The sequence below is a fragment of the Allobosea sp. GW821-FHT10B12 genome (assembly GCF_059415545.1).
This window is the reverse complement of the sequence record NZ_JBWKNL010000003.1, coordinates 241,550-262,765: the sequence shown is the minus strand read 5'-3', so window position 1 is coordinate 262,765 and position 21,216 is coordinate 241,550. Positions and strand designations below refer to the sequence as shown.

The following is a 21,216-nucleotide window of genomic DNA, read 5'->3' as shown; positions in this document are numbered from 1 at the left end:
CGGGTCGGGCCTCAGATCGTCAGTGCCGTCTCACGTTCCGGAAGCGCAGAGCCGCCGCCCGGCCAGCTCACCCCGGTGAGTTCTTCCGAGACCCGCCAGAGCCGGGCGGCGACGGCGACGTCCTGTGCCTCCCGCCCGATCCTCGCCTCGCCGACCGGACCCTTCAGCTCGAACATCTGCTGCGGCCCGTAATAGCCGGCGGGCTTCGCATCGGGTGCGGTCGCGGCGAACAGGGTCGGCAGCGCGCCGGCCGCGGCCGATTGCGACATGAACGGCGCGAGCAGGGCCGAGAAGCGCTCGGCGATGGCAGGCCTGCCGCCGCGCCCCAATCGCGGGCCGCTGGTCTGCAGATCGGTGACGGCGTAGCCGGGGTGGGCGGCGTTGCTCATCAGGCCCCAGCCGAGGGCGTCGCTCCGCCGTTGCAATTCGAAGGCGAACAGGATGTTGGCGAGCTTGGACTGCGCATAGGCCCGCCAGGGCTTGTAGCTGCCCTGCCATTGCAGGTCGTCGAAATGGATCGCTGCCAGCAGCCGGTGCGCGCCGCTGCTGAGATTGACGACGCGGGTTCGCTCCCCCTTGCGCAGCAATGGCAGCAGCCGGCCGGTCAGCGCGAAATGGCCGAGATAGTTGGTGCCGAACTGCAATTCGAAGCCGTCGCGGGTTTCGTGCCGGGTCGGCGGCGTCATCACGCCGGCATTGTTGACGAGCAGGTCGACCGCGTCCCAGCTGTCGGCGAGCCTGCTGGTGAAGGCCTCGACCGCAGCGAGATCGGCGAGGTCGAGATCGTCATAGGAGATCGCGGCGTCCGGCACGGCGGCACGGATGCGCTTCAGCGCGTCCGTGCCCTTGGCGGGGTTGCGTCCGGTCAGCAGTACATTGGCGCCGGCTGCCGCGAGTGCCAGGGCGGTCTCGTAGCCGAGGCCGCCGGTCGCGCCGGTGATGACGACGCGCCGGCCTTGCTGGGACGGGATGTCTTTCGCAGTCCAGGTCACGCCCTAGCCTCCCCACCCAGCAATTTCTGTAAGGCCGCGAGGTCGGTCCCGACGAAATCCGAGGACCGGCTGACTTCCGCCCATTCCGCCGCCTGCCTCTGTCGCTCGGCCTCGGCCTGGGCGAGGACGAAGAGCGCGTCGCTGCCGAGGACGAGATGGGCCGGCAGGGTCTCGCGCCGGCTGAGGTCGAGGACGATCTGGGCGATGCGTTCGGGATCGCCGATCTCGTTGCCGACGTAAGTCCTCAGCAGGTCGAGCACGGCGCCGACGCTGGGCTGGTAGTCCGGCATCACGGCCGGAGCATTGCCGCGGGCGATCTCGCCCCAGCCGGTGCGCATGCCGCCGGGCTCGACGCAGACGATGCTGACGCCGAACGGTGCGACCTCCCTGGCGATCACCTCGGTGAAACCGCCGACCGCCCATTTCGCCGACTGGTAGGCGCTGAGGCCGGGCGTGCTGGTGCGCCCGCCGACCGAGGAGATGTTGATGATGTGACCGGCGCGCTGGGCCCGCAGCACCGGCAACGCGGCGCGTGTGAGGTTCACGACGCCATAGAAATTGGTCTCGATCTGGGCGCGGAAGCTCGCCTCGCTGGTCTGCTCGAAGGCGACGGCGTGGCCGTATCCGGCATTGTTCACGAGCACGTCGAGCCGGCCGAAGGTGTCGACCGCGACGGTCACGGCCATCTGCGCGGCTGCCATGTCGGTGACGTCGAGAGCGAAGGAGAGCAGCGTGTCGGGGTAGCGGGCCTCGAGATCGGCGAGGCGGGCAGGATCGCGCGCCGTCGCGACGACATTGTCGCCGGCGGCGAGGGCGGCTTCAGCGATCGAGCGGCCAAGGCCGCGGGAGGCGCCGGTGATCAGCCAGGTCTTGGTCATGAGATGTCCTCTCGATATTGTGAGTGAGTACTTGCTCATTTAAATCAGTCAAAAGGGCCCAAGCGCTCCTTCCTCGGCGGGTGTCAGGCGGAAATGCCGTCCCAGAAGACGGTGAAGCCGGTCTTCCTGTAGTGCTCGTGCTGGTTCGGCTCCTGCGCGATCAGGTCGAGCGTCATCGTGCCCAAAGCGTCGAGGACGGTGCCGATGAAGCTCTGCGGCTGGTCCTTCAGCACGCCGTCGCGGTGGCCCTGCTCGAACAGGGCGCTGACCTCGGCGAAGGCGACCGCGGACTTGCTGCGGGTTTCCTGGGTGATCCGGTCGGAGACGGCGAGTTGGCGCAGCGCCTTGCGCTTGGCGGGATATTTCGCGCCCCAGTCGATGAAGCCGTTCCAGAAGTGCTCGAAGCGGTCGCGCACGCTGCCATGGCTCGGATAGGAGGGCACGGTGAGCTTGGCGAAGTCGGTCTTCAGCTCGAGATAGAGCTGGTTGAGGAGCTCGTCCTTGGTGGCGAAATAGGTGAAGAGCGTGCCTTCGGCGAGTTTGGCCTCTCTGGCGATCTTGGCGGTCGGCGCGCCGGTGCCATGGTCGGCAACCAGCTTGCAGGCGGCAGCCAGGATCGCTTCGCGTTTCGCTTCGCTGAGGGGGCGGGCCATGAACGGGTCAAATCTGAATGAGTGAGTGATTGCTCATTTATCTGGATGCGGCGGGCCCGGGAGTCAAGGCCGCCCGCGCTCGATTTTCAAAGCGAGCGTCCGACGCGCTCGATCGCGGTCAGGAACCAGGACAGGGCGGGGTCCGCCATAGCGCGGCGGCTATGCAGCAGGTCGATCGCGAAGGGCGGGGCGTCATAGGGCAGGGGCATGAGCGCGACGCCGGCGATCGCGGCGAAGCGCCCGGCGACGCGCCGCGCCATGGTCGCGACGAGGTCCGTGCCGGCGACGGCGAACGGCACGGCGACGACATGGGCGAGCGTGACCGCGACCCGGCGCCTGCGGCCCGCCATGGCAAGGATGGCGTCGACCACGCCGGGCGAGCCGTCGCCGCCGGCGGAGGAGAACAGCGCATGTGGCAGCCGGAGGTACTCGTCGGCCGTCAGCGGCGTGGCGTGCGCCTTGTCGCGAATACAGACGAAATCCTCCTCGAACAGCCTGTGCCTGACGATGCGTGCTGAGTCCGGGAGATGGCCGCCGATCAGCGCCTCGACATCGCCGCGCTCGAGCGCGGCGAGGCTGGCGGCGGCATCGCCGATCGGCCTGACGACGAGATCGATGCCGGGTGCCTCACGCCGCAACAGGGCGACCAGCGCCGGCACGACGACGAGGTCGCCATAGTCGGTGACAGCGATGGTCAGACGGCGGCGCGCGGTCGCGGGATCGAAGGCGATGTCCGGCGCGAGCGTCTGCCTGATCTGGGCGAGCGCCTCGCCGATCGGCCGGGCCAGTGCCAGCGCCCTGGCGGTCGGCTGCATGCCCGCGGCGGTGCGGATAAAGAGCTCGTCGCCGAACAAAGCGCGCAGACGCGTCAGCGCGCTGCTCATCGAGGGCTGCGCCAGGCCGATGCGCTGGCCGGCGCGGGTGACGTTGCGCTCCTCCAGCAGCGCCTCGAAGGCGACGAGGAGGTTGAGGTCGACGGCAGCTAAATTCATCTGAGCAATAGTAGCGATAGTAAAAATCGATTTCCACAATGGCACTTGAACTGCTGAAAGAGGCTTGCTTGAAACGACCGGACGAGGCGCATGCGAGCATCCCTGTCGCGCCTCGTGCCGCGCGGGCCGACGATCCTGGCGCTCGGCGTCCTCGTCGGCCTGGCCTTTCCGGCGCTGGCTGAGCTGGTCCGGCCGTCGATGCCGGCGATGATCTTTATCATCGTGCTCGGCACGCTGCTGCGGACCGATGGAAAGGCCGTCATCGCCGTGCTCGGCCGTCCGGCGCTCTCGCTGCTACTCCCCGTCATTGTTATGGCCGCTTGCCCGGTCCTGATCGGTCTGCTCGCCCACCATCTCGGCTTCGGCGCCGAACTCGCCCTCGCCCTCGTGCTGGCGAGCGCGGCGCCGCCATCGAGCGGCACGGCGGCGGTGGCGCGGATGCTCGGGCTCGATGGCACCGTTCCGCTCGCCGTGACGCTGCTGTGCATGGCGCTCGCCCCGCTCACCGTGCCGCTCCTGGCCGGCTGGTTCGGCGGGATTGGGCTCAGCGCCTTCGATCTCGCCTTGCGTCTGGCCCTGCTGGTCGGCGGCGCGGAGGGCGTCGCTCTGCTGCTGCGGCGCTTTGCGGGGGCGCAACTGCGCAGTCATGGCGAAGCGGTCGACAGGATCGTGGTCGCGGCGCTGCTCGTTTTCGTGATCGCCACCATGGCGGGCGTACGCGCGCAGATCGAAACGGATTGGCAAGGCGCGCTGCTCTGCCTCGCGCTCGCCTTCGCCTGCAATCTCGGCTTGCAGGGGGCCGGCGCTGTCCTGCTGCCGGGGTCGCTCGCCGAGCGATTGACCGTCGGCCTCATCCTCGGCAACCGCAATGTCGGGCTGGTCTGGTCGGCGCTCGGCGCCGCCGCCTCGCCGCGCATGGCGCTGTTCTTTGCGGCGACGCAATTGCCGATCTATCTCACCCCGCGCCTGATCGACATGATCATCACCTACGCCAGAGCAAGGAAGCCATCATGACCGCTGCCCGTTTGACGGAAGAGCTCGCGCTCCGTTTCGCCCGCATCGCGCTCGGGCATGTCGGGCGCGAATATCCCAACAAGCCGGATCATACGCTGGCGGGGCCGCAGGATGCGCTGACCCCGCGCGAGCTGCACCCGATCTTCTATGGCAGCTATGACTGGCATTCCTGCGTCCACAGCTACTGGATGCTGGCGCGGCTGCTGCGACGCTATCCCGGGTTCGAGGCGGCCGCCGATATCCGCGCTTTGTTCGACGCGCAGCTCACGCCCGAGAAGGTCGCGGTCGAATGCGCCTATCTCGCCGCGCCGACCGCGCGCGGCTTCAAGCGCCCCTATGGCTGGGGCTGGCTGCTGAAACTGGCGGCGGAATTGAGCCTGCTCGACGACAAGCGCTGGTCTGAGAACTGCGCCCCGCTGGCCGAGGTCTTCGCGCAGCGCTTCCGCGATTTCCTGCCGCTCGCGACCTATCCGGTGCGGGTCGGGACGCATTTCAACACCGCCTTCGGCCTGCGCATGGCGGCGGACTACGCCACCGCCACGGCGGACGGTGACTTCGCCGCCCTGCTGCGCGACACGGCCCTGCGCTGGTATGGCGATGATGTCGATTGTCCGGCCTGGGGCGAGCCGAGCGGCGACGATTTTCAGTCCTCGGCCCTGATCGAGGCCGAATGCATGCGCCGCCTGCTGGCGCCGGAAGCGTTCCTGCCCTGGTTCGACCGTTTCCTGCCGAGGCTGGAGCGCCGGGAGCCGGCGACGCTGTTCCGGCCCGCGACCGTCACGGACCGCAGCGACGGCAAGATCGCGCATCTCGACGGGCTGAACCTCAGCCGGGCCTGGTGCTGGCGGGCGCTGGCCGGCGCGCTGCCGGAAGGCGATGCCCGCCGGGCGGTGGCGAAGACGGCCGCGGCCGAGCATCTCGCCGCGGGAATTCCGCATATCGCCGGCGACTATATGGGCGAGCATTGGCTCGCGAGCTTCGCCGTTCTCGCCTTGGAAGAGGAGCCCTGAGCGCCGGAGGCTTCAGGCCTTGCCCTTGACCAGGATGTTGGCGTCGACATCGTGGATGTCGCGCTTGCCGCAGAGGGCCATGGTGATGTCCATCTCCTTGCGGATGATGTCGAGGGCGAGCTTGACGCCCTCTTCGCCCATGGCGCCGAGCCCATAGAGGAAGGCGCGGCCGATCAGCACGCCGCGGGCGCCGAGCGCCACCGCCTTCAGAACGTCCTGGCCGGAGCGGATGCCGCCATCCATCCAGACCTCCATGCGTCCGCCGACCTGCTCGACGATACCGGGCAGTGCGGCGATCGAGGAGACGGCGCCGTCGAGCTGGCGTCCGCCATGGTTGGAGACGATCAGCGCGTCGGCGCCGCTCTGCGCTGCGAGCTCCGCGTCCTCGGCGTCGAGGACGCCCTTCAGGATCAGCTTGCCGCCCCAGCGGTCCTTGATCCACTTGACGTCGTCCCAGCTCAGCGTCGGGTCGAACTGCTCGGCGGTCCAGGAGGAGAGCGAGGAGAGGTCGCCGACGCCCTTCGCGTGGCCGACGATGTTGCCGAAGCTCCGGCGCCTGGTGCCGAGCATGCCCATGCACCAGCGCGGCTTGAAGGCGAGATCGATCAGATTGGCGAGCGTCGGCTTCGGCGGCGCGGAGAGGCCGTTGCGGATGTCCTTGTGGCGCTGGCCGAGGATCTGCAGGTCGAGCGTCAGCATCAGGGCGGAGCAGCCGGCCGCCTTGGCGCGGTCGATCAGGCGCCCGATGAAGTCGCGGTCGCGCATCACATAGAGCTGGAACCAGAACGGCTTGTCGGTGTTCTCGGCGATGTCCTCGATCGAGCAGATGCTCATGGTCGAGAGCGTGAACGGGATGCCAGCCTTGGCGGCCGCCTTCGCAGCGAGGATTTCGCCGTCGGCGTGCTGCATGCCGGTCAGGCCTGTCGGTGCGATCGCGACCGGCATCGAGACGTCCTGGCCGATCATGGTCGTCGCCAGGGTGCGGTTGGTCATGTCGACGGCGACGCGCTGGCGCAGCTTGATGCCGGCGAAATCGTTCTCGTTGGCGCGGTAGGTGCCCTCGGTCCAGGCGCCGGAATCGGCGTAGTCGTAGAACATGCGCGGGACGCGGCGCTTCGCCAGCAGACGCAGATCTTCGATGGTCAAAGGCTGGGCCATGGTCGCCAAATCCCGCATTTTCTCCGCGTCCCCGGTCGCATGGAACGAGACGGGAGGCAACCGGGGAGGGCGATACGCCCCGACATGTCGATCCCGCTTCAGGCCTTGTTCATCGCGATGCGGCGATGGCAGCGGTTGAGCCGGGCGGCCCGATCCTGTAGGGCGGCCTTCCCACCTTATGCTTCAGCGAGACCTTTCCATGCTTCTGCGGCTCGTTGCTGCATTCCTGTTCTGCGGCCTTGCGACCCTTGCCTCTGCTCAACAGCAGGAGGTCGGCTGGAAGAAGGGGCGCGAGGCTGTCGAGATCGAGCGCAAGATCACGGCGCTGATCGGCAGGATGACGCTCGAGGAGAAGGTCGGCCAGCTGCACCTCTCCGGGCGCGGCGAGGGCTTCGACGTCAATCAGGTCAAGGCCGGCCGCATGGGCGCGGTGATGAACTTCGTCGTGCCGCAGGAGGTCCGGCAGGTGCAGGAGGCGGTGCGCCAGTCGCGTCTCAAGATCCCCCTGATCATCGGCCTCGACGCCGTCCATGGCTTCTCGACCTATTTCCCGCTGCCGCTCGGCCAGGCTTCGAGCTGGAACCCGCAATTGATCGAGCAGGCGGCCTATTGGACCGGGCGCGAGGCGCGCGCCGCCGGCGTCAACTGGACCTTCGCGCCGATGGTCGACATCTCGCGCGATCCGCGCTGGGGCCGGGTGCTGGAAGGTGCCGGCGAGGACGCCTATCTCGCCAGCGCGATCGCGGTGGCGCGCACGCGCGGCTATCAGCGCGGCGGCGTCGCGGCGAGCGTGAAGCACTTCGTCGGTTACGGCGCTGCCGAGGGCGGGCGCGACTACAACTCGACCTGGATTCCGACCAGCCAGCTGCACGACCTGTTCCTGCCGCCGTTCAAGGCCGCCTTCGACACCGGCGCGATGACGGCGATGGCGGCGTTCAATGCGCTGAACGGCATGCCGGCCACCGCCCATCGCGGCATGCTGACCGATCTCCTGCGCGGGCAATGGGGCTTCCGCGGCTTCGTCACCTCGGATTTCGGCTCGATCACCGAACTGCGCCTGCACGGCATCGCCAAGGACGACGCCGAAGCCGCGCGCAAGGCGCTGCTCGCCGGCATCGATATGGACATGATGGGCGATGTCTACCACAAGCACCTCGCGGGCGAGGTGAAGGCCGGCCGCGTGCCGGTGAAGGCGCTCGATGAGGCCGTCCGGCGCGTGCTCAGGGTCAAGTACCATCTCGGCCTGTTCGAGCGACAGGATGTCGATGTCGCTGCCGCGCCGTCGCTGATGCAGACCGAGGAGGCTCGCAAGATCGCCCGCCAGGCGGCGCGCGAGGGCGTGATCCTGCTCAGGAACGACAGGCAGACGCTGCCGATCGCAGCTTCGGTCAAGTCGGTCGCGGTGATCGGTGCGATGGCGGTGCCGGAGGATGAGCGGGTCTGGACCGATCCGGCCGGGCTCGGCCGCCGCGTCGTCCAACCATTGCCGGAGGCGCTGCGCGAGCAGCTGCCGGCCGACGTCACGGTCACCTATGAGCCGGCCTTCGCCAAGAATTGCGGGACCGAGTTCAAGGACAAGGACGCTGCGCTGAAGGCGGCCGCCGCGGCCGATCTCGTCGTCACCATGCTCGGTGAGGACTGCGAGTTCATGGGCGAGGGCGCCTCGCGTACTGACCTTCGCCTGCCCGGCGTCCAGCAGGAACTGCTCGAGGCGCTGGTCGCCACCGGCAAGCCGGTGGTGCTGGTGCTGGCGACGGGCCGGCCGCTCGTCCTGAGCTGGGCCGACAAGCATGTCGCCGCGATCGTGCAGACCTTCCATGGCGGCACCGAGGGGCGCGCCGCCATCGCCGAGGTCCTGGCCGGCAAGGTCAACCCGGCGGGCAGGACGCCGATGAGCTTCCCGCGTTCTGTCGGCCAGATCCCGGTCTATTACGACCAGCTGCCGACGGGGCGGCCGCAGAAGATCCGCCAGCGCTATGAATCGATCTACATGGACGAGGCCAACGAGGCGCTCTACCCGTTCGGCTTCGGCCTGTCCTATAGCCGCTTCGCCTACGCCAATCCGCGCGTGACGAACGCCCGGGTGCCGTTCAACGGCGCGACCGAGGTCGCCGTCGACGTGACCAATCAGGGGGATCGCGACGGCCAGGAGGTGGTACAGCTTTATATCCGCCAGCCCGTGGCGGAGCGGTCACGGCCGCTGCGCCTGCTCAAGGGCTTCGAGAAAATCACGCTGAAGGCCGGCGAGACGAAGACAGTCAAATTCCGGCTGGAAGGCCGGGCGCTCGGCGGCCATGACGATGTCGGCCGCTACCAGCTCGATCCAGGTATCATTGAGGTTTATCTTGGCGGTTCTTCGCTCGCATCGGTAAAGGCACAATTCGAGCTAACCAAGCCTTGAGCGGACGTAACGGCAACTGCCAGCGGTTTCATCTCGACAAGCTTGCGTTTTCGGTCAATCCTTGCTGCGCGGGGCCTTTTCGACGTTGTTGCCGAGGGGCTCCGTTGCGACCACGGATGCTCCAAGGGATGCGGCGATGGCGACCGGAACCGTCAAATGGTTCAATACCGAGAAGGGCTACGGCTTCATTCAACCTGCTGACGGCGGCAAGGATGTGTTCGTACACATCACGGCCGTCAAGGAAGCGGGCCTGATGTCCCTGACCGAGGGACAGAAGCTCTCCTTCGACCTGAAGACCGAGCGCGGCAAGACTGCGGCCGGTGACCTGAAGCTGCTCTGACGCAGCTGCAGGCTTGGTAGGCGTGACGAAGGCTGCGGGCCTGCGGTTGTAAAGACTGCGCCCTAACCGGCAGGCTCGCCGCTCCGCCGACAACCGGCCCTGACCGGCACGGGCGCTACGCGTTCGCGACAGAGCGCGCTGCTACCCTCGGCTTCGTCCCTTCAATATTCCGATCTAGCGGGCGTAGCGCCTTGCTCCCGCAACGCAAAGGACGACCGCCGCCGAGGTCGCGATCATCTGCCAGCCGACAGTCTCGCCGAGCAGCAGGCCCGCCAGGGCCAGGCCGAAGAAGGGCTGCAGCAATTGCAATTGTCCGACCGCGGCGATGCCGCCCTGGGCGAGGCCGCGATACCAGAAAACGAAGCCGATCAGCATGCTGAACAGCGAGACATAGGCCAGGCCGAGCCAGGCCGGGCCGCCTGCCTGCGCGAACGAGGCCGGCAGCGTCATGAGCGACAGGCCGGCCATGATCGGCAGCGACAGGACGAGCGCCCAGGAGATCACCTGCCAGCCGCCGAGATGGCGCGACAGCCGGGCACCTTCCGCATAGCCGAGGCCGCAGACGATGACGGCGGCGAGCATCAGGAGGTCGCCGACCGGGGAGGCGGCGATGCCTTGCATCCAGGCGAAGCCGACGACGCAGAGGCTGCCGAGGATGGCGAAGAGCCAGAAGGCCGCTCGCGGCCGCTCGCCGCCGCGCAGCACGCCGAAGATCGCGGTCGCGAGCGGCAGCAGGCCGATGAAGACGATCGAATGGGCGGAGGTGACGTGCTTCAGCGCCAGCGCGGTGAGCAGCGGAAAGCCGACGACCACGCAGAGCGCGACCACGGTGAGCGGCAGGAGATCGGCCGGCGCGGGGCGCTTCTGGCGCAGCGCGAGCAGCAAAGCGAGCCCGAGCAGTCCGGCGATGGCGGCGCGTGCGACGGTCAGGAACACCGGATCGAAATCGGCGACGGCGACGCGGGTCGCCGGCAGCGAGCCGCTGAAGATGACGACGCCAATGAAGCCGTTGAGCAGGCCGTTCGCAGTTCTGTCCATGGTCCCTCCTAGGGCCGGCCTGCATGCGGCGCGGGCTAGCGGATTTCCAGAGACAGTACGGTACAGTTCAGGCAAACTGTCCTGATGCAGGAAGCCGTACAGATTAAGGATTCCGCCGATAATGCGGCGGCCGCCGACACGCTGGTCGGGCGCGTCATGGCGGCGATCCGGCAGCGCATCGCCGGGCGCACGCTGGCGCCGGGCGCCAAGCTGCCCTCGATACGCGGTCTCGCGCAGAGCATGGGCGTATCGAAATCGACCGTGGTCGAGGCCTATGAGCGGCTGGCGGCGGAGGGGGCGATCCAAGCGCGGCGCGGCTCGGGCTTCTATGTCCGGCGCCTGCCGCCGTTGTCGCTCGCCGATGTCGCGCCGAAGCTCGACCGGGCCGTCGATCCGCTCTGGATCTCCCGGCAGTCGCTCGATGCAGGCGAAGGCGCCTTGCGGCCGGGCTGCGGCTGGCTGCCGCCCGAATGGCTGCCGGAGGCCTCGATCCGCAAGGCGTTGCGCCGGCTCAGCCGAGCCGATGCGGCGACGCTAGCCGAATACGGCACGCCGCTCGGCCTGCCTGCGCTGCGCCATCTGCTCGCCCATCGCCTGGCCGAGCGCGGTGTCGAGGCCCCGCCGGACCAGATCGTCCTGACCGAGTCGGGCACGCAGGCGATCGACCTCGTCTGCCGCTTCCTGCTCGAGCCCGGCGATACCGTGCTGGTCGACGATCCCTGCTATTTCAATTTCCAGGCGCTGCTGCGGGCTCATCGTGCCAAGATCGTCAGCGTGCCCTATACGCCGTCGGGGCCGGACCTCGCCCTGTTCGCGCAGGCGCTGACCGAGCACCGGCCGCGGCTCTATGTCACCAACTCAGCCCTGCACAACCCGACCGGCGCAACGCTCTCGGCCGCGACCGCCCATCGCCTGCTCAAGCTCGCCGAGCAGGCCGGGCTGACCATCGTCGAGGACGACATCTTCGGCGATCTCGAACCGGAGTTCGCGCCGCGGCTCGCCGGGCTCGACGGGCTGGAGCGGGTGATCCAGATCGGCAGCTTCTCGAAGACGCTGTCGGCCTCGGTGCGCTGCGGCTACATCGCGGCAAGGCCGGACTGGGTCGAGGGGCTGACCGACCTCAAGGTCGCGCTCTCCTTCGGTGGCGGGCGGCTTGCGGCCGAACTGGTGCTCGACCTCCTGAAGGACGGCAGCTATCGCCGGCACGTCGAGGCGCTGCGCCAGCGCCTCGGCCGCGCCATGGCCGAGACGCGCGGCCGGCTTGCCGCCCTCGGCATCGAGCCCTGGCTGACGCCGCGCGGCGGAATGCTCCTGTGGTGCCGTTTGCCGGGCGAGCTCGACGCGGGGGAGGTTGCCCGGTTTGCGCTGGCCGAGGGGGTCGTGCTCGCGCCAGGCAATGCCTTCAGCCTGTCGCAGGCGGCGCGGCACTTCATGCGCTTCAACGTGGCGCAGTCGAGCGATCCGCGCATCTTCCGAGCATTGGAGAGCGCCATTCGAAGGTGACGTGCGGCCGGAGCGCCCGGATCGTGCGGGCGCTCCGATGAAACGTTAGGCTCCGCCTATGCCGTATTTGAGTTCGTACGACCCGGCTCCCGCGGCATCGCCGATCATGTTCATGGCGTCCACGGCCGCATTGTCGTTCGAGAAATCATAGAGGTCGTAGAGGCCTACCGGTTTGCCCCCGGCGTCGTAATAGACGGTGGCGTCGCCGAACAGGCCATCGAACGGATCGTTGCCGCCCTTGCCGTCAGGCTCATAGAAGCTGACCACGGCTTTCCAGCCCCGCTCACCATTTTCGAGGGTGATCGGCGTCATGCTTTCAACGCCCGGCGGCAGTGGCTGGCAGTTGTAGTTGGCGATGTAGTCTGACCCGGCCTGGACATTGGGATGCGAGAGGGCGCGCTGACCGAGATCGTCCGGCAGTCTCTCGACGCCGCCGTCACCGTCGAGCCAGCGGCGGAGGGCAAAACTCTCATAGTCCGTGTTGACGCGATCCTCGCCGGCGATCTCATCACCTTCCTCGATTGCGTCCTGGGCAAGGTCGCAGGCGCCCTTCTCGTCGCCGAACAGGCCGAAGAACCCGAAGCGGAGATCAGCGACCTGGTCGGCGACCAAAGCACCGGCGAACAGCGTGCCGGTGTCCTTGAGCCAGCCGCCGGCGCTATCGACTTCACCATCCATGGCCTGCAACGCAAGTGGGCCCGGCCCGGCTGCATGGAGCGCAGTGTTTGCGGCATTGTCGGGAGCAAGGCGCGGCGCGAAGGTAAAGATCTCGCCTGGTTTCGGCTCACTCAGGGACAGCGGACCGCGATTGGCCTCAGAGCGGGCAGTCGGTGCCGGCTGCGGTGCTGCGGCATCGAAGGCTTGCGAAGGGACTGGCGCGCGCTCGGCCGGCTCCAGCTCATCCCTCCGCGCAACCGGCAAAGTGCGGCCGACGTCAGAAACTGTTGGCATGGGCTACTCCTTGGGCAACCGGACACGCCTCCCATGGGCTGGCGACCAATCGGGATCACGTCAGCCGGAGACGAGGCTTGCCGGCTTTGGTTCGGCAAAACAGTGTCGCAAAGCTCTAGGCGGTGAAGCTTGCGACAAGCTGACGAGCTGGATTGAGTGGTGACGGGGCGCCGCCTTCCTGCCTGGCGCGATGCCGGCCGCTGCCGGCGGAACCCGATTGAGGGCTTGCAAGAAGGGCCTGTTCGATATAAAGATATCTTTATATCTTTTTTCGAACGATCGCGGAGTTCGAGCCCTTGCGCCAGCCCACGACGCTCTCTCTGGTTTCCCTGCTGGCGGGCCTGCGCGCGGCGGGCGAGGAGACACGACTGCGGATCCTGGCGCTGCTGGCGGAAGGCGAGCTCTCGGTGTCCGATCTCACCGACATCCTCGGCCAGTCGCAGCCGCGCATCTCGCGCCATCTCAAGCTGATGGCGGAAGCCGGGCTGCTGCGCCGCTCGCGGGAGGGCGCCTTCGCCTTCTTCCGGCTCGACGATGCGACGCCCGGCGGCGCATTGGCGCTGACGCTCGCCCGCGATCTCGATCCTGCCGACCCGGTTCTGGCGGCCGATCGCGAGCGACTCACCGCGGTGCGTGCATCGCGGGCTGCGGCGGCGCAGTCCTATTTCGCCAATGTCGCGCGCGAATGGGATCAGTTGCGCTCGCTGCATGTGCCCGACGCTGCGGTCGAGGCCGCCGTCGAAGCGGCTGTCGGCGAGACGCCTTTGCAGGCGCTGCTCGACCTCGGCACCGGCACGGGGCGGATGCTGGAGCGCCTCGCGCCCAAGGCTGCCCGCGCGGTCGGGGTCGATGCCAGCCACGCCATGCTGGCGGTGGCGCGCGCCAATCTGGAGAAGGCGGGCCTGTCGCGGGTCGAGCTTCGCCAGGGCGACATCTATGCGCTGCCCTTCGCGCGCGGCTCCTTCGACCTGGTGATCGTGCACCAGGTGCTGCACTTCCTCGATGATCCGGCCCGTGCCTTGCGCGAGGCGGCGGCGCTGCTCTCGCCCGGCGGGCGATTGATCCTGGTCGATTTCGCGCCGCACGAAATGGAGTTCCTGCGGACCGAGCACGCCCATCGCCGGCTCGGCTTCGAGAAGGACGAGATCGTCGCCTGGTTCGCCGAGGCCGGCCTCGATTGCGATCTCGCCGAGGAGGTCACGGCGCCCGACGGGGCTTGCGGCCAGCTCGGCGTCATGCTCTGGCGCGGGCGCGATCGGCGCCTCCAGGGTGATTTTCCGATTCGCCAGTTCGATCGTGAGGTTGCGTGATGAACGCGTTCCGTCCCAGCCGCCACGGCTCGCGCCGTCCGCGCGTCTCCTTCGAGTTCTTCCCGCCGAAGAACGAGGAGATGGAGGTCAATCTCTGGGAGAGCGTGCGCCGGCTCGAGCCGCTCGGGCCGGCCTTCGTCTCGGTGACCTATGGCGCCGGCGGCTCGACCCGCGAGCGCACCCACAACACCGTCAAGCGCATGATCGACGAGACGGCCTTAAAGCCGGCGGCGCATCTGACCTGCGTCTCCGCCTCCTGCGCCGAGGTCGATGACGTCATCCGCTCCTACTGGGCGGCGGGCGTGCGCCATATCGTGGCGCTGCGCGGCGATCCGGCCGGCGGGCTCGGCACCGCCTATGAGCCGCACCCTGAGGGCTATCACCAGACCTCCGACCTGGTCGAAGGCATCCGCAAGATCGGCGAGTTCGAGGTCACCGTCTCGGCCTATCCGGAGAAGCACCCGGAAGCCGCCTCGCTCGACGCCGACATCGATGCGCTGAAGAAGAAGGTCGATGCCGGCGCGACCCGGGCGATCACCCAGTTCTTCTTCGATAACGACGTCTATTTCCGCTATCTCGACAAGGTCCGTTCGCGCGGCATCGAGATCCCGATCCTGCCGGGCATCGTGCCGGTGCAGAACTTCAAGCAGACCGCCGGCTTTGCCCGCAAGACCGGGGCGAGCGTGCCGCAATGGCTGGCCGATCGCTTCGAGGGGCTAGAGGATGATGCGGCGACGCGCCGGCTGGTCGCCGCCGCCGTCTGTGCCGAGCAGGTGCTCGACCTGATCGATCGCGGCGTCTCCGACCTGCACTTCTACACGATGAACAAGGCCGACCTGGTCTATGCGATCTGCCATCTCGTCGGCCTGAAGCCGGAAAAGGCGCAGGCGCAGCAGGTGGCGGCGGAGTAAGCCGATGTCCGACTACAAGCCCACCCTCGCTGACGGCGCCGAGGTCGAGCGCGCCCTGCGCCAGGCCGCATCCGAGCGCATCCTCATCCTCGACGGCGCGATGGGGACGCAGATCCAGGACCTGAAGCTGACCGAGGCCGATTTCCGCGGCGAGCGCTTCAAGGGCTGGAACCACGACCTCAAGGGCAATAACGACCTGATCGCGCTGACGATGCCGGATGCGCTGCGCGACATCCACCTCGCCTATTACCGGGCCGGTGCCGACATCGTCGAGACCAACACCTTCTCCGGCACCTCGATCGCCCAGGCCGATTACGGCATGGAAGCGATCGTCTACGAACTCAACGTCGAATGCGCCCGGATCGCACGCGAGGCGGCCGAGATCGCCCGCAAGGAGGACGGCCGCCGCCGCTTCGTCGCCGGCGCGATCGGCCCGACCAACCGCACGCTCTCGATCTCGCCCGACGTCAACAATCCCGGCTTCCGCGCCGTCACCTTCGACCAGGTACGCGATTCTTACGCCGAGCAGGTGCGTGGCCTGATCGATGGCGGCTCGGAGCTGCTGCTGATCGAGACGATCTTCGACACGCTCAACGCCAAGGCGGCGATCGTCGCGATCCAGGAGGTTTTTCGCGAGAAGGGCCTGAAACTGCCGGTGATGATCTCCGGCACGATCACCGATCTTTCCGGCCGCACGCTCTCGGGCCAGACGGTCGAGGCCTTCTGGAACGCGGTGCGCCATGCCGATCCCCTCACGATCGGCCTCAACTGCGCCCTCGGCGCCCGTGAGATGCGCGCCCATATCAAGGACATGTCGCGCGTCGCCGGCACGCTGGTCTGCGCCTACCCCAATGCCGGCCTGCCCAACGAATTCGGCCTCTATGACGAGCGGCCGGAGGCGACCGCCAAGATGCTGGCCGAGTTCGCCGATGCCGGCTTCGTCAACATGGTCGGTGGCTGCTGCGGCACGACGCCGGGCCATATCCGCGCGATCGCCGAGGCCGTCGCCGGCAAGGCGCCGCGCGCCATCCCGGAGCCGAAGCCTTACCTCAGGCTCGCCGGGCTCGAGCCGTTCACGCTCGACGAGACCATTCCGTTCGTGAATGTCGGCGAGCGCACCAACGTCACCGGCTCGGCCAAATTCCGCAAGCTCGTCACCAATGGTGACTATGCCGCCGCGCTCGACGTGGCGCGCGACCAGGTCGCCAATGGCGCGCAGGTCATCGACATCAACATGGACGAGGGCCTGCTCGATTCCGAGAAGGCGATGACCGAGTTCTGCAACCTGATCGCCTCGGAGCCGGACATCTCCCGCGTGCCGATCATGGTCGATTCCTCGAAATTCCATGTGATCGAGGCAGGTCTGAAGACGATCCAGGGCAAGCCGATCGTCAACTCGATCTCGATGAAGGAGGGTGAGGAAGCCTTCCTCGAGCATGCCCGCATCTGCCGGCAATACGGGGCCGCCGTCGTCGTCATGGCCTTCGACGAGACCGGCCAGGCCGACACCTACGAGCGCAAGATCGAGATCTGCACGCGCGCCTACAAGCTCCTGACCGAGGTCGCCGGCTTCCCGCCGGAAGACATCATCTTCGATCCGAACATCTTCGCGGTGGCGACCGGCATCGAGGAACACGACAACTACGGCAACGACTTCATCAACGCGACCCGCACGATCCGCGAGACGCTGCCGCACGCCCATATCTCGGGCGGCGTCTCGAACCTGTCCTTCTCGTTCCGCGGCAATGAGAAGGTCCGCGAGGCGATGCATTCGGTCTTCCTGTACCATTGCATCAAGGTCGGGATGGACATGGGCATCGTGAATGCCGGCCAGCTCGGCAGCTACGACGACCTCGATCCGGAGCTGCGCGAGCTCTGCGAGGACGTCGTCCTCAACCGCCGCAAGGATTCGACCGAGCGGCTGCTCGACGCCGCGCCGCGCTTCAAGGGCGACGGCTCGGCGGCGGTCTCGGGCAAGGACCTCGCCTGGCGCGAAACCGACGTGCACGAGCGCCTCAAGCACGCGCTGGTCAACGGCATCACCGAGTTCATCGACCGCGATACGGAAGAGGCGCGCACGCAGGCCGAGAAGCCGCTTCATGTCATCGAGGGGCCGCTGATGGCCGGGATGAACGTGGTCGGCGACCTGTTCGGCGCCGGCAAGATGTTCCTGCCGCAAGTGGTGAAGTCGGCCCGCGTGATGAAGCAGGCCGTCGCCTACCTGATGCCGTACATGGAAGAGGAGAAGCGCCTCAATGGCGGCGCCGAGCGTCAGGCTGCCGGCAAGGTGCTGATGGCGACAGTCAAGGGCGACGTCCACGATATCGGCAAGAACATCGTCGGCGTCGTGCTCCAGTGCAACAACTACGAGGTGATCGACCTCGGCGTGATGGTGCCGACGCAGAAGATCCTCGATACGGCCCGCAAGGAGAACGTCGACATCATCGGCCTCTCCGGTCTGATCACGCCCTCGCTCGACGAGATGGTCACCGTCGCCTCCGAGATGGAGCGTGAGGGCTTCGACATCCCGCTGCTGATCGGCGGCGCGACGACCAGCCGCGTCCATACCGCCGTGAAGATCCACCCGGCCTACAACCAGGGCCAGGCGGTCTATGTCACCGACGCCTCGCGCGCCGTCGGCGTCGTCTCCAGCCTGCTCTCGCAGGAGCAGAAGGCTCCTTACGTCGAGGGCGTCCAGGCCGAGTACGAGAAGGTCGCCGCAGCACATCGCCGCTCCGAGGCCGACAAGCAGCGCCTGCCGCTGGCCAAGGCACGCGCCAACGCCTTCAAGCCGGACTGGGCCGGCTACCAGCCGCCGAAGCCGACCTTCCTCGGCACCCGCGTCTTCCGGACTTACGATGTCGCCGAGCTGGTGCCGCTGATCGACTGGACGCCTTTCTTCCAGACCTGGGAGCTGAAGGGCCGGTACCCTGCGATCCTCGAGGACGAGAAGCAGGGCGAGGCGGCACGCCAGCTCTGGGACGATGCGCAGGCGATGCTGAAGCGCGTCGTCGAGGAGCGCTGGTTCAATCCCAAGGCGGTGATCGGCTTCTGGCCGGCGAACGCCGTCGGCGACGATATCCGCCTCTATACCGGCGAGAGCCGGCAGGAGAAGCTCGCGACCTTCCACGGCCTGCGCCAGCAGCTCTCCAAGCGCGATGGCAAGCCGAACATGTGCATCTCCGACTTCGTCGCGCCGGAAGGCGGATCGCCGGACTATATCGGCGCTTTCGTGGTGACCTCGGGCGCCGAGGAGGAGCGCATCTCCGAGCGCTTCGCCCGCGACAATGACGATTATCGCTCGATCATGGTCAAGGCGCTGGCCGACCGCATCGCCGAGGCCTTCGCCGAGCGCATGCATCAGCGCGTGCGCACCGAGTTCTGGGCCTATGCGCCGGACGAGACCTTCTCGAACGAGGATCTGATCCGCGAGGAATACCAGGGCATCCGCCCGGCGCCGGGCTATCCGGCCCAGCCCGACCATACCGAGAAGGCAACGCTGTTCGATCTGCTCCAGGCCGAGCCGCGCGTCGGCGTCAAGCTGACCGAGAGCTATGCGATGTGGCCGGGTTCCTCGGTCTCCGGCCTCTACCTCTCGCATCCCGACGCCTATTACTTCGGCGTCGCCAAGGTCGAGCGCGACCAGGTCGAGGACTATTCGGTGCGCAAGGGCATGGATATCCGCGAGGTCGAGCGCTGGCTGGCGCCGATCCTGAACTACGAGCCGAGCGCCTATGCGGAGGCGGCGGAGTGATCGGCGGCCTCGCTGCGAACGCGGCGAGGCGAGGTCACGCGGCCAGGAATTCCTCGACGGCGAAGTCGACGAAGGCCCGCAATTTCGGCGAGGCGTAGCGGCTGGCCGGCCACATGACGCTGAGCTTGGTCTGTGCCTCGACATAGCTCTCGAGAATGCGGATGAGCGAGCCGCGCCGCAAATGCTCGGCGACCGACAGGTCGGGAACACAGGCGATGCCGAGCCCGCTTTCGGCGAGGCCGATCTGCGCTTCGAGTGCGTTCGTCACCACGCTGGGCTGGATCTCGACCTGCGCGGGCTCGCCCTGTCTGGACAAGGGCCATTGGTGGAGCTTGCCGGTATTGGCAAAGCGGTAGACGAGGCAGGTGTGCCGGGCGAGGTCCTCCGGCGTCTCCGGCGTGCCCATCCGGCGGAAATAGTCGGGTGAGCCGACCAGCGCCTGGCTGAAATGGCCGAGCGTGCGGGTCATCAATCGGGAATCGGCATGCTCGCCGGTGCGGAGCACGACATCGAAGCCCTCGCCGATGACGTCGACCAGCCGATCAGTGGCGTCCAGTTCGAGCTCGATCTCCGGGTGGCGCCGCTTGAAGGCGGCGAGCTTGGCCATCGGGATCATGCTCATCGACGGCAGGCTGACGCGCAGCTTGCCTTGCGGCGTCGCCCGGCTGCGCGAGAGCTCGAGTTCGGCAGCTTCGTATTCGCAGAGGATGCGCCGGCAGCGCTCGAGGAACATCGCCCCCTCCGGCGTCAGCGTGACGCTGCGGGTCGAGCGATGGAACAGCCTGGCGCCGAGCCGCTCCTCCAGGCGGGCCACGGCCTTGCTGACGGCCGAGGCGGAGATGCCGAGCTTGCGGCCAGCTTCGGTGAAGCCGTCGGCATCGGCCGCATGCACAAAGGCGAAGAGCGCTCCGAGACTGTCCATGCGGCGGTCACCCAGTCATGACGGAAATGTCCAAAGTGTCATGAGTTGTGTCCTGTTTTTCGCGCATTGGGAACCAGCTACCTCAAGCGCCGACCCATCTTCGAAGGCGCTATAGCCATGACATCAGCGACAGATACGATATCGGCAGGCACGAGCGAGGCGAGGCTGCCCCTAGGGGGCCTGCTGGCACTCGCCATGGCGGCCTTCATCACGCTCCTCACCGAAATCCTGCCATCGGGGCTCCTCCCGCAGATGGCTGAGAGCCTGGGGCAATCCGAGGCCCTGATCGGCCAGCTCGTCACCGCCTATGCGGTCGGCTCGCTGGTCTCCGCCATTCCGCTGACGATCGCCACGCAGAACTGGCGGCGGCGCACGTTGCTGCTGATCGCCATCGGCGGTTTCGCCGTCGTCAACACGGTGACGGCGATCTCCGACAGCTATGCCGTCACGCTGGTCGCCCGTTTCGTCGCCGGCATGAGCGCCGGGCTGCTCTGGGCGCTGGCGGCCGGCTATGCCGCGCGCATGGTGCCCGACCATCTGCAGGGCCGCGCGATCGCGATCGCCATGGTCGGCGCGCCGCTCGCCCTCTCGCTCGGCATTCCGACGGGCACCTTCCTCGGCACGCTGCTGGGCTGGCGCTGGACCTTCGGCGTGATGAGCGGGCTGACGGTGCTCCTCGTCGTCTGGGTCCTGGCCAAGGTGCCCGATTTCCCCGGCCACAAGCGAGGGCAGGAGTTCGGGCTGAAGACGGTGTTCACGCTGCCGGGCGTGCGGCCGGTCCTGTTCGTGGTTTTCGCCTATGTGCTCGCCCACAATACGCTCTACACCTATATCGCGCCCTTCCTTGAGCCGGCTGGCCTCAAGGACCGGACCGATGTCGTGTTGCTGGTCTTCGGCCTCGCCTCGCTGCTCGGCATCTGGATCACTGGCGCCCTGATCGACCGCTGGCTGCGCGAGCTGGTTCTTGCGAGCGTCGCGCTGTTTGGCTTCTCTGCATTGGCGCTCGGCGTCGCGGGCAGCGTGCCGGCGGTGATCTATGGTGCGGTCGCAGCCTGGGGGCTGGCCTTCGGCGGGGCCGGGACGCTGTTCCAGACCGCCTCCGCCAAGGCGGCGGGCCATGCTGCGGATGTCGCGCAGTCGATGCTGGTGACGACGTGGAATCTCGCCATCGCAGGTGGCGGCATCCTCGGCGGATTGCTGTTGAGCGGGTTCGGCGTCGCGCCCTTCCCATGGGTGCTGGCGGCGCTTCTGATCGTCACCTTTGCGGTCGCATGGGGCGCGAAGAGCCATGGCTTCCGCGCCGCCCGAGCGGGCTGAGCCCGTTGGCGCCGTGAAGGGGAGGCGCGGGGAACCCTCTCCTGGAAGGAGAGGGCAGGGTGAGGTGTAGGC

The 21,216-nt window shown here is 67.6% G+C and carries 17 protein-coding genes; 9 read left to right on the top strand and 8 right to left on the bottom strand.

All coding sequences use genetic code 11. The features are described from left to right. Positions 1–11: 11 nt before the first annotated feature. The 4 genes from AC07O0_RS11065 to AC07O0_RS11050 form a co-directional block, all read right to left on the bottom strand. Complete coding sequence (locus AC07O0_RS11065; RefSeq protein ID WP_494622891.1) at positions 12–992, bottom strand: SDR family oxidoreductase; 981 nt, start codon at positions 990–992, stop codon at positions 12–14. Continuing rightward, positions 989–1,870 carry an SDR family NAD(P)-dependent oxidoreductase gene (locus AC07O0_RS11060; RefSeq protein WP_494622889.1) on the bottom strand — a complete coding sequence of 294 codons (882 nt, stop codon included), beginning with the start codon at positions 1,868–1,870 and terminating at the stop codon, positions 989–991. Before AC07O0_RS11060 ends, AC07O0_RS11065 begins: the two co-directional genes overlap by 4 nt. Positions 1,871–1,953: 83 nt before the next feature. Beyond that, positions 1,954–2,523, bottom strand: coding sequence for a TetR/AcrR family transcriptional regulator (locus tag AC07O0_RS11055; protein WP_494622887.1), 570 nt, complete (start codon positions 2,521–2,523; stop codon positions 1,954–1,956). Between the two features lie 86 nt (positions 2,524–2,609). Then, positions 2,610–3,515 carry a LysR family transcriptional regulator gene (locus AC07O0_RS11050; RefSeq protein ID WP_494622885.1) on the bottom strand — a complete coding sequence of 302 codons (906 nt, stop codon included), beginning with the start codon at positions 3,513–3,515 and terminating at the stop codon, positions 2,610–2,612. 90 nt (positions 3,516–3,605) lie between these two features. Here AC07O0_RS11050 and AC07O0_RS11045 point away from each other — a divergent pair, with 90 nt between their 5' ends. After that, positions 3,606–4,529, top strand: a complete 924-nt coding sequence (locus tag AC07O0_RS11045) for a hypothetical protein (RefSeq protein WP_494622883.1) — start codon at positions 3,606–3,608, stop codon at positions 4,527–4,529. Further along, positions 4,526–5,539 carry a DUF2891 domain-containing protein gene (locus AC07O0_RS11040; protein ID WP_494622881.1) on the top strand — a complete coding sequence of 338 codons (1,014 nt, stop codon included), beginning with the start codon at positions 4,526–4,528 and terminating at the stop codon, positions 5,537–5,539. The genes AC07O0_RS11045 and AC07O0_RS11040 overlap by 4 nt, the downstream gene beginning before the upstream one ends. Before the next feature lie 12 nt (positions 5,540–5,551). Here the strand turns inward: AC07O0_RS11040 and AC07O0_RS11035 are convergent, their stop codons facing one another. Further along, positions 5,552–6,697: an alpha-hydroxy acid oxidase gene (locus AC07O0_RS11035; protein WP_494622879.1), complete on the bottom strand. Its 1,146-nt coding sequence runs from the start codon at positions 6,695–6,697 to the stop codon at positions 5,552–5,554. A gap of 199 nt (positions 6,698–6,896) precedes the next feature. On the opposite strand from AC07O0_RS11035, the gene AC07O0_RS11030 reads away from it, so the two are divergent. Beyond that, entirely contained in the window at positions 6,897–9,098 is a 2,202-nt protein-coding gene (locus tag AC07O0_RS11030; RefSeq protein WP_494622877.1) for a glycoside hydrolase family 3 N-terminal domain-containing protein, read from the top strand. Positions 9,099–9,234: 136 nt separating this feature from the next. Next, positions 9,235–9,438, top strand: a complete 204-nt coding sequence (locus tag AC07O0_RS11025) for a cold-shock protein (RefSeq protein WP_057190882.1) — start codon at positions 9,235–9,237, stop codon at positions 9,436–9,438. A 174-nt stretch (positions 9,439–9,612) separates the two neighbouring features. On the opposite strand, the gene AC07O0_RS11020 is transcribed toward AC07O0_RS11025, so the two are convergent. Further along, positions 9,613–10,476, bottom strand: a complete 864-nt coding sequence (locus AC07O0_RS11020; RefSeq protein WP_494622874.1) for a DMT family transporter — start codon at positions 10,474–10,476, stop codon at positions 9,613–9,615. 84 nt (positions 10,477–10,560) lie between these two features. Here AC07O0_RS11020 and AC07O0_RS11015 point away from each other — a divergent pair, with 84 nt between their 5' ends. Next, positions 10,561–11,979: an aminotransferase-like domain-containing protein gene (locus AC07O0_RS11015; protein WP_494622872.1), complete on the top strand. Its 1,419-nt coding sequence runs from the start codon at positions 10,561–10,563 to the stop codon at positions 11,977–11,979. Positions 11,980–12,024: 45 nt separating this feature from the next. Here the strand turns inward: AC07O0_RS11015 and AC07O0_RS11010 are convergent, their stop codons facing one another. Continuing rightward, positions 12,025–12,666, bottom strand: a complete 642-nt coding sequence (locus AC07O0_RS11010) for a hypothetical protein (RefSeq protein ID WP_494622870.1) — start codon at positions 12,664–12,666, stop codon at positions 12,025–12,027. 560 nt (positions 12,667–13,226) lie between these two features. On the opposite strand from AC07O0_RS11010, the gene AC07O0_RS11005 reads away from it, so the two are divergent. Genes AC07O0_RS11005 through metH form a run of 3 tightly spaced genes read left to right on the top strand, consistent with a single transcriptional unit; the run spans position 13,227 to position 18,905 of the window. Beyond that, positions 13,227–14,240, top strand: a complete 1,014-nt coding sequence (locus AC07O0_RS11005) for an ArsR/SmtB family transcription factor (protein WP_494622867.1) — start codon at positions 13,227–13,229, stop codon at positions 14,238–14,240. Then, complete coding sequence (gene metF / locus AC07O0_RS11000; RefSeq protein ID WP_494622865.1) at positions 14,240–15,151, top strand: methylenetetrahydrofolate reductase [NAD(P)H]; 912 nt, start codon at positions 14,240–14,242, stop codon at positions 15,149–15,151. Before AC07O0_RS11005 ends, metF begins: the two co-directional genes overlap by 1 nt. 4 nt (positions 15,152–15,155) lie before the next feature. After that, positions 15,156–18,905, top strand: coding sequence for a methionine synthase (metH, locus tag AC07O0_RS10995; RefSeq protein ID WP_494622863.1), 3,750 nt, complete (start codon positions 15,156–15,158; stop codon positions 18,903–18,905). Between the two features lie 34 nt (positions 18,906–18,939). Here the strand turns inward: metH and AC07O0_RS10990 are convergent, their stop codons facing one another. Continuing rightward, complete coding sequence (locus tag AC07O0_RS10990; RefSeq protein ID WP_494622861.1) at positions 18,940–19,827, bottom strand: LysR family transcriptional regulator; 888 nt, start codon at positions 19,825–19,827, stop codon at positions 18,940–18,942. Between the two features lie 117 nt (positions 19,828–19,944). On the opposite strand from AC07O0_RS10990, the gene AC07O0_RS10985 reads away from it, so the two are divergent. Then, complete coding sequence (locus tag AC07O0_RS10985; RefSeq protein ID WP_494622859.1) at positions 19,945–21,144, top strand: MFS transporter; 1,200 nt, start codon at positions 19,945–19,947, stop codon at positions 21,142–21,144. The last annotated feature ends 72 nt before the right edge of the window (positions 21,145–21,216 follow it).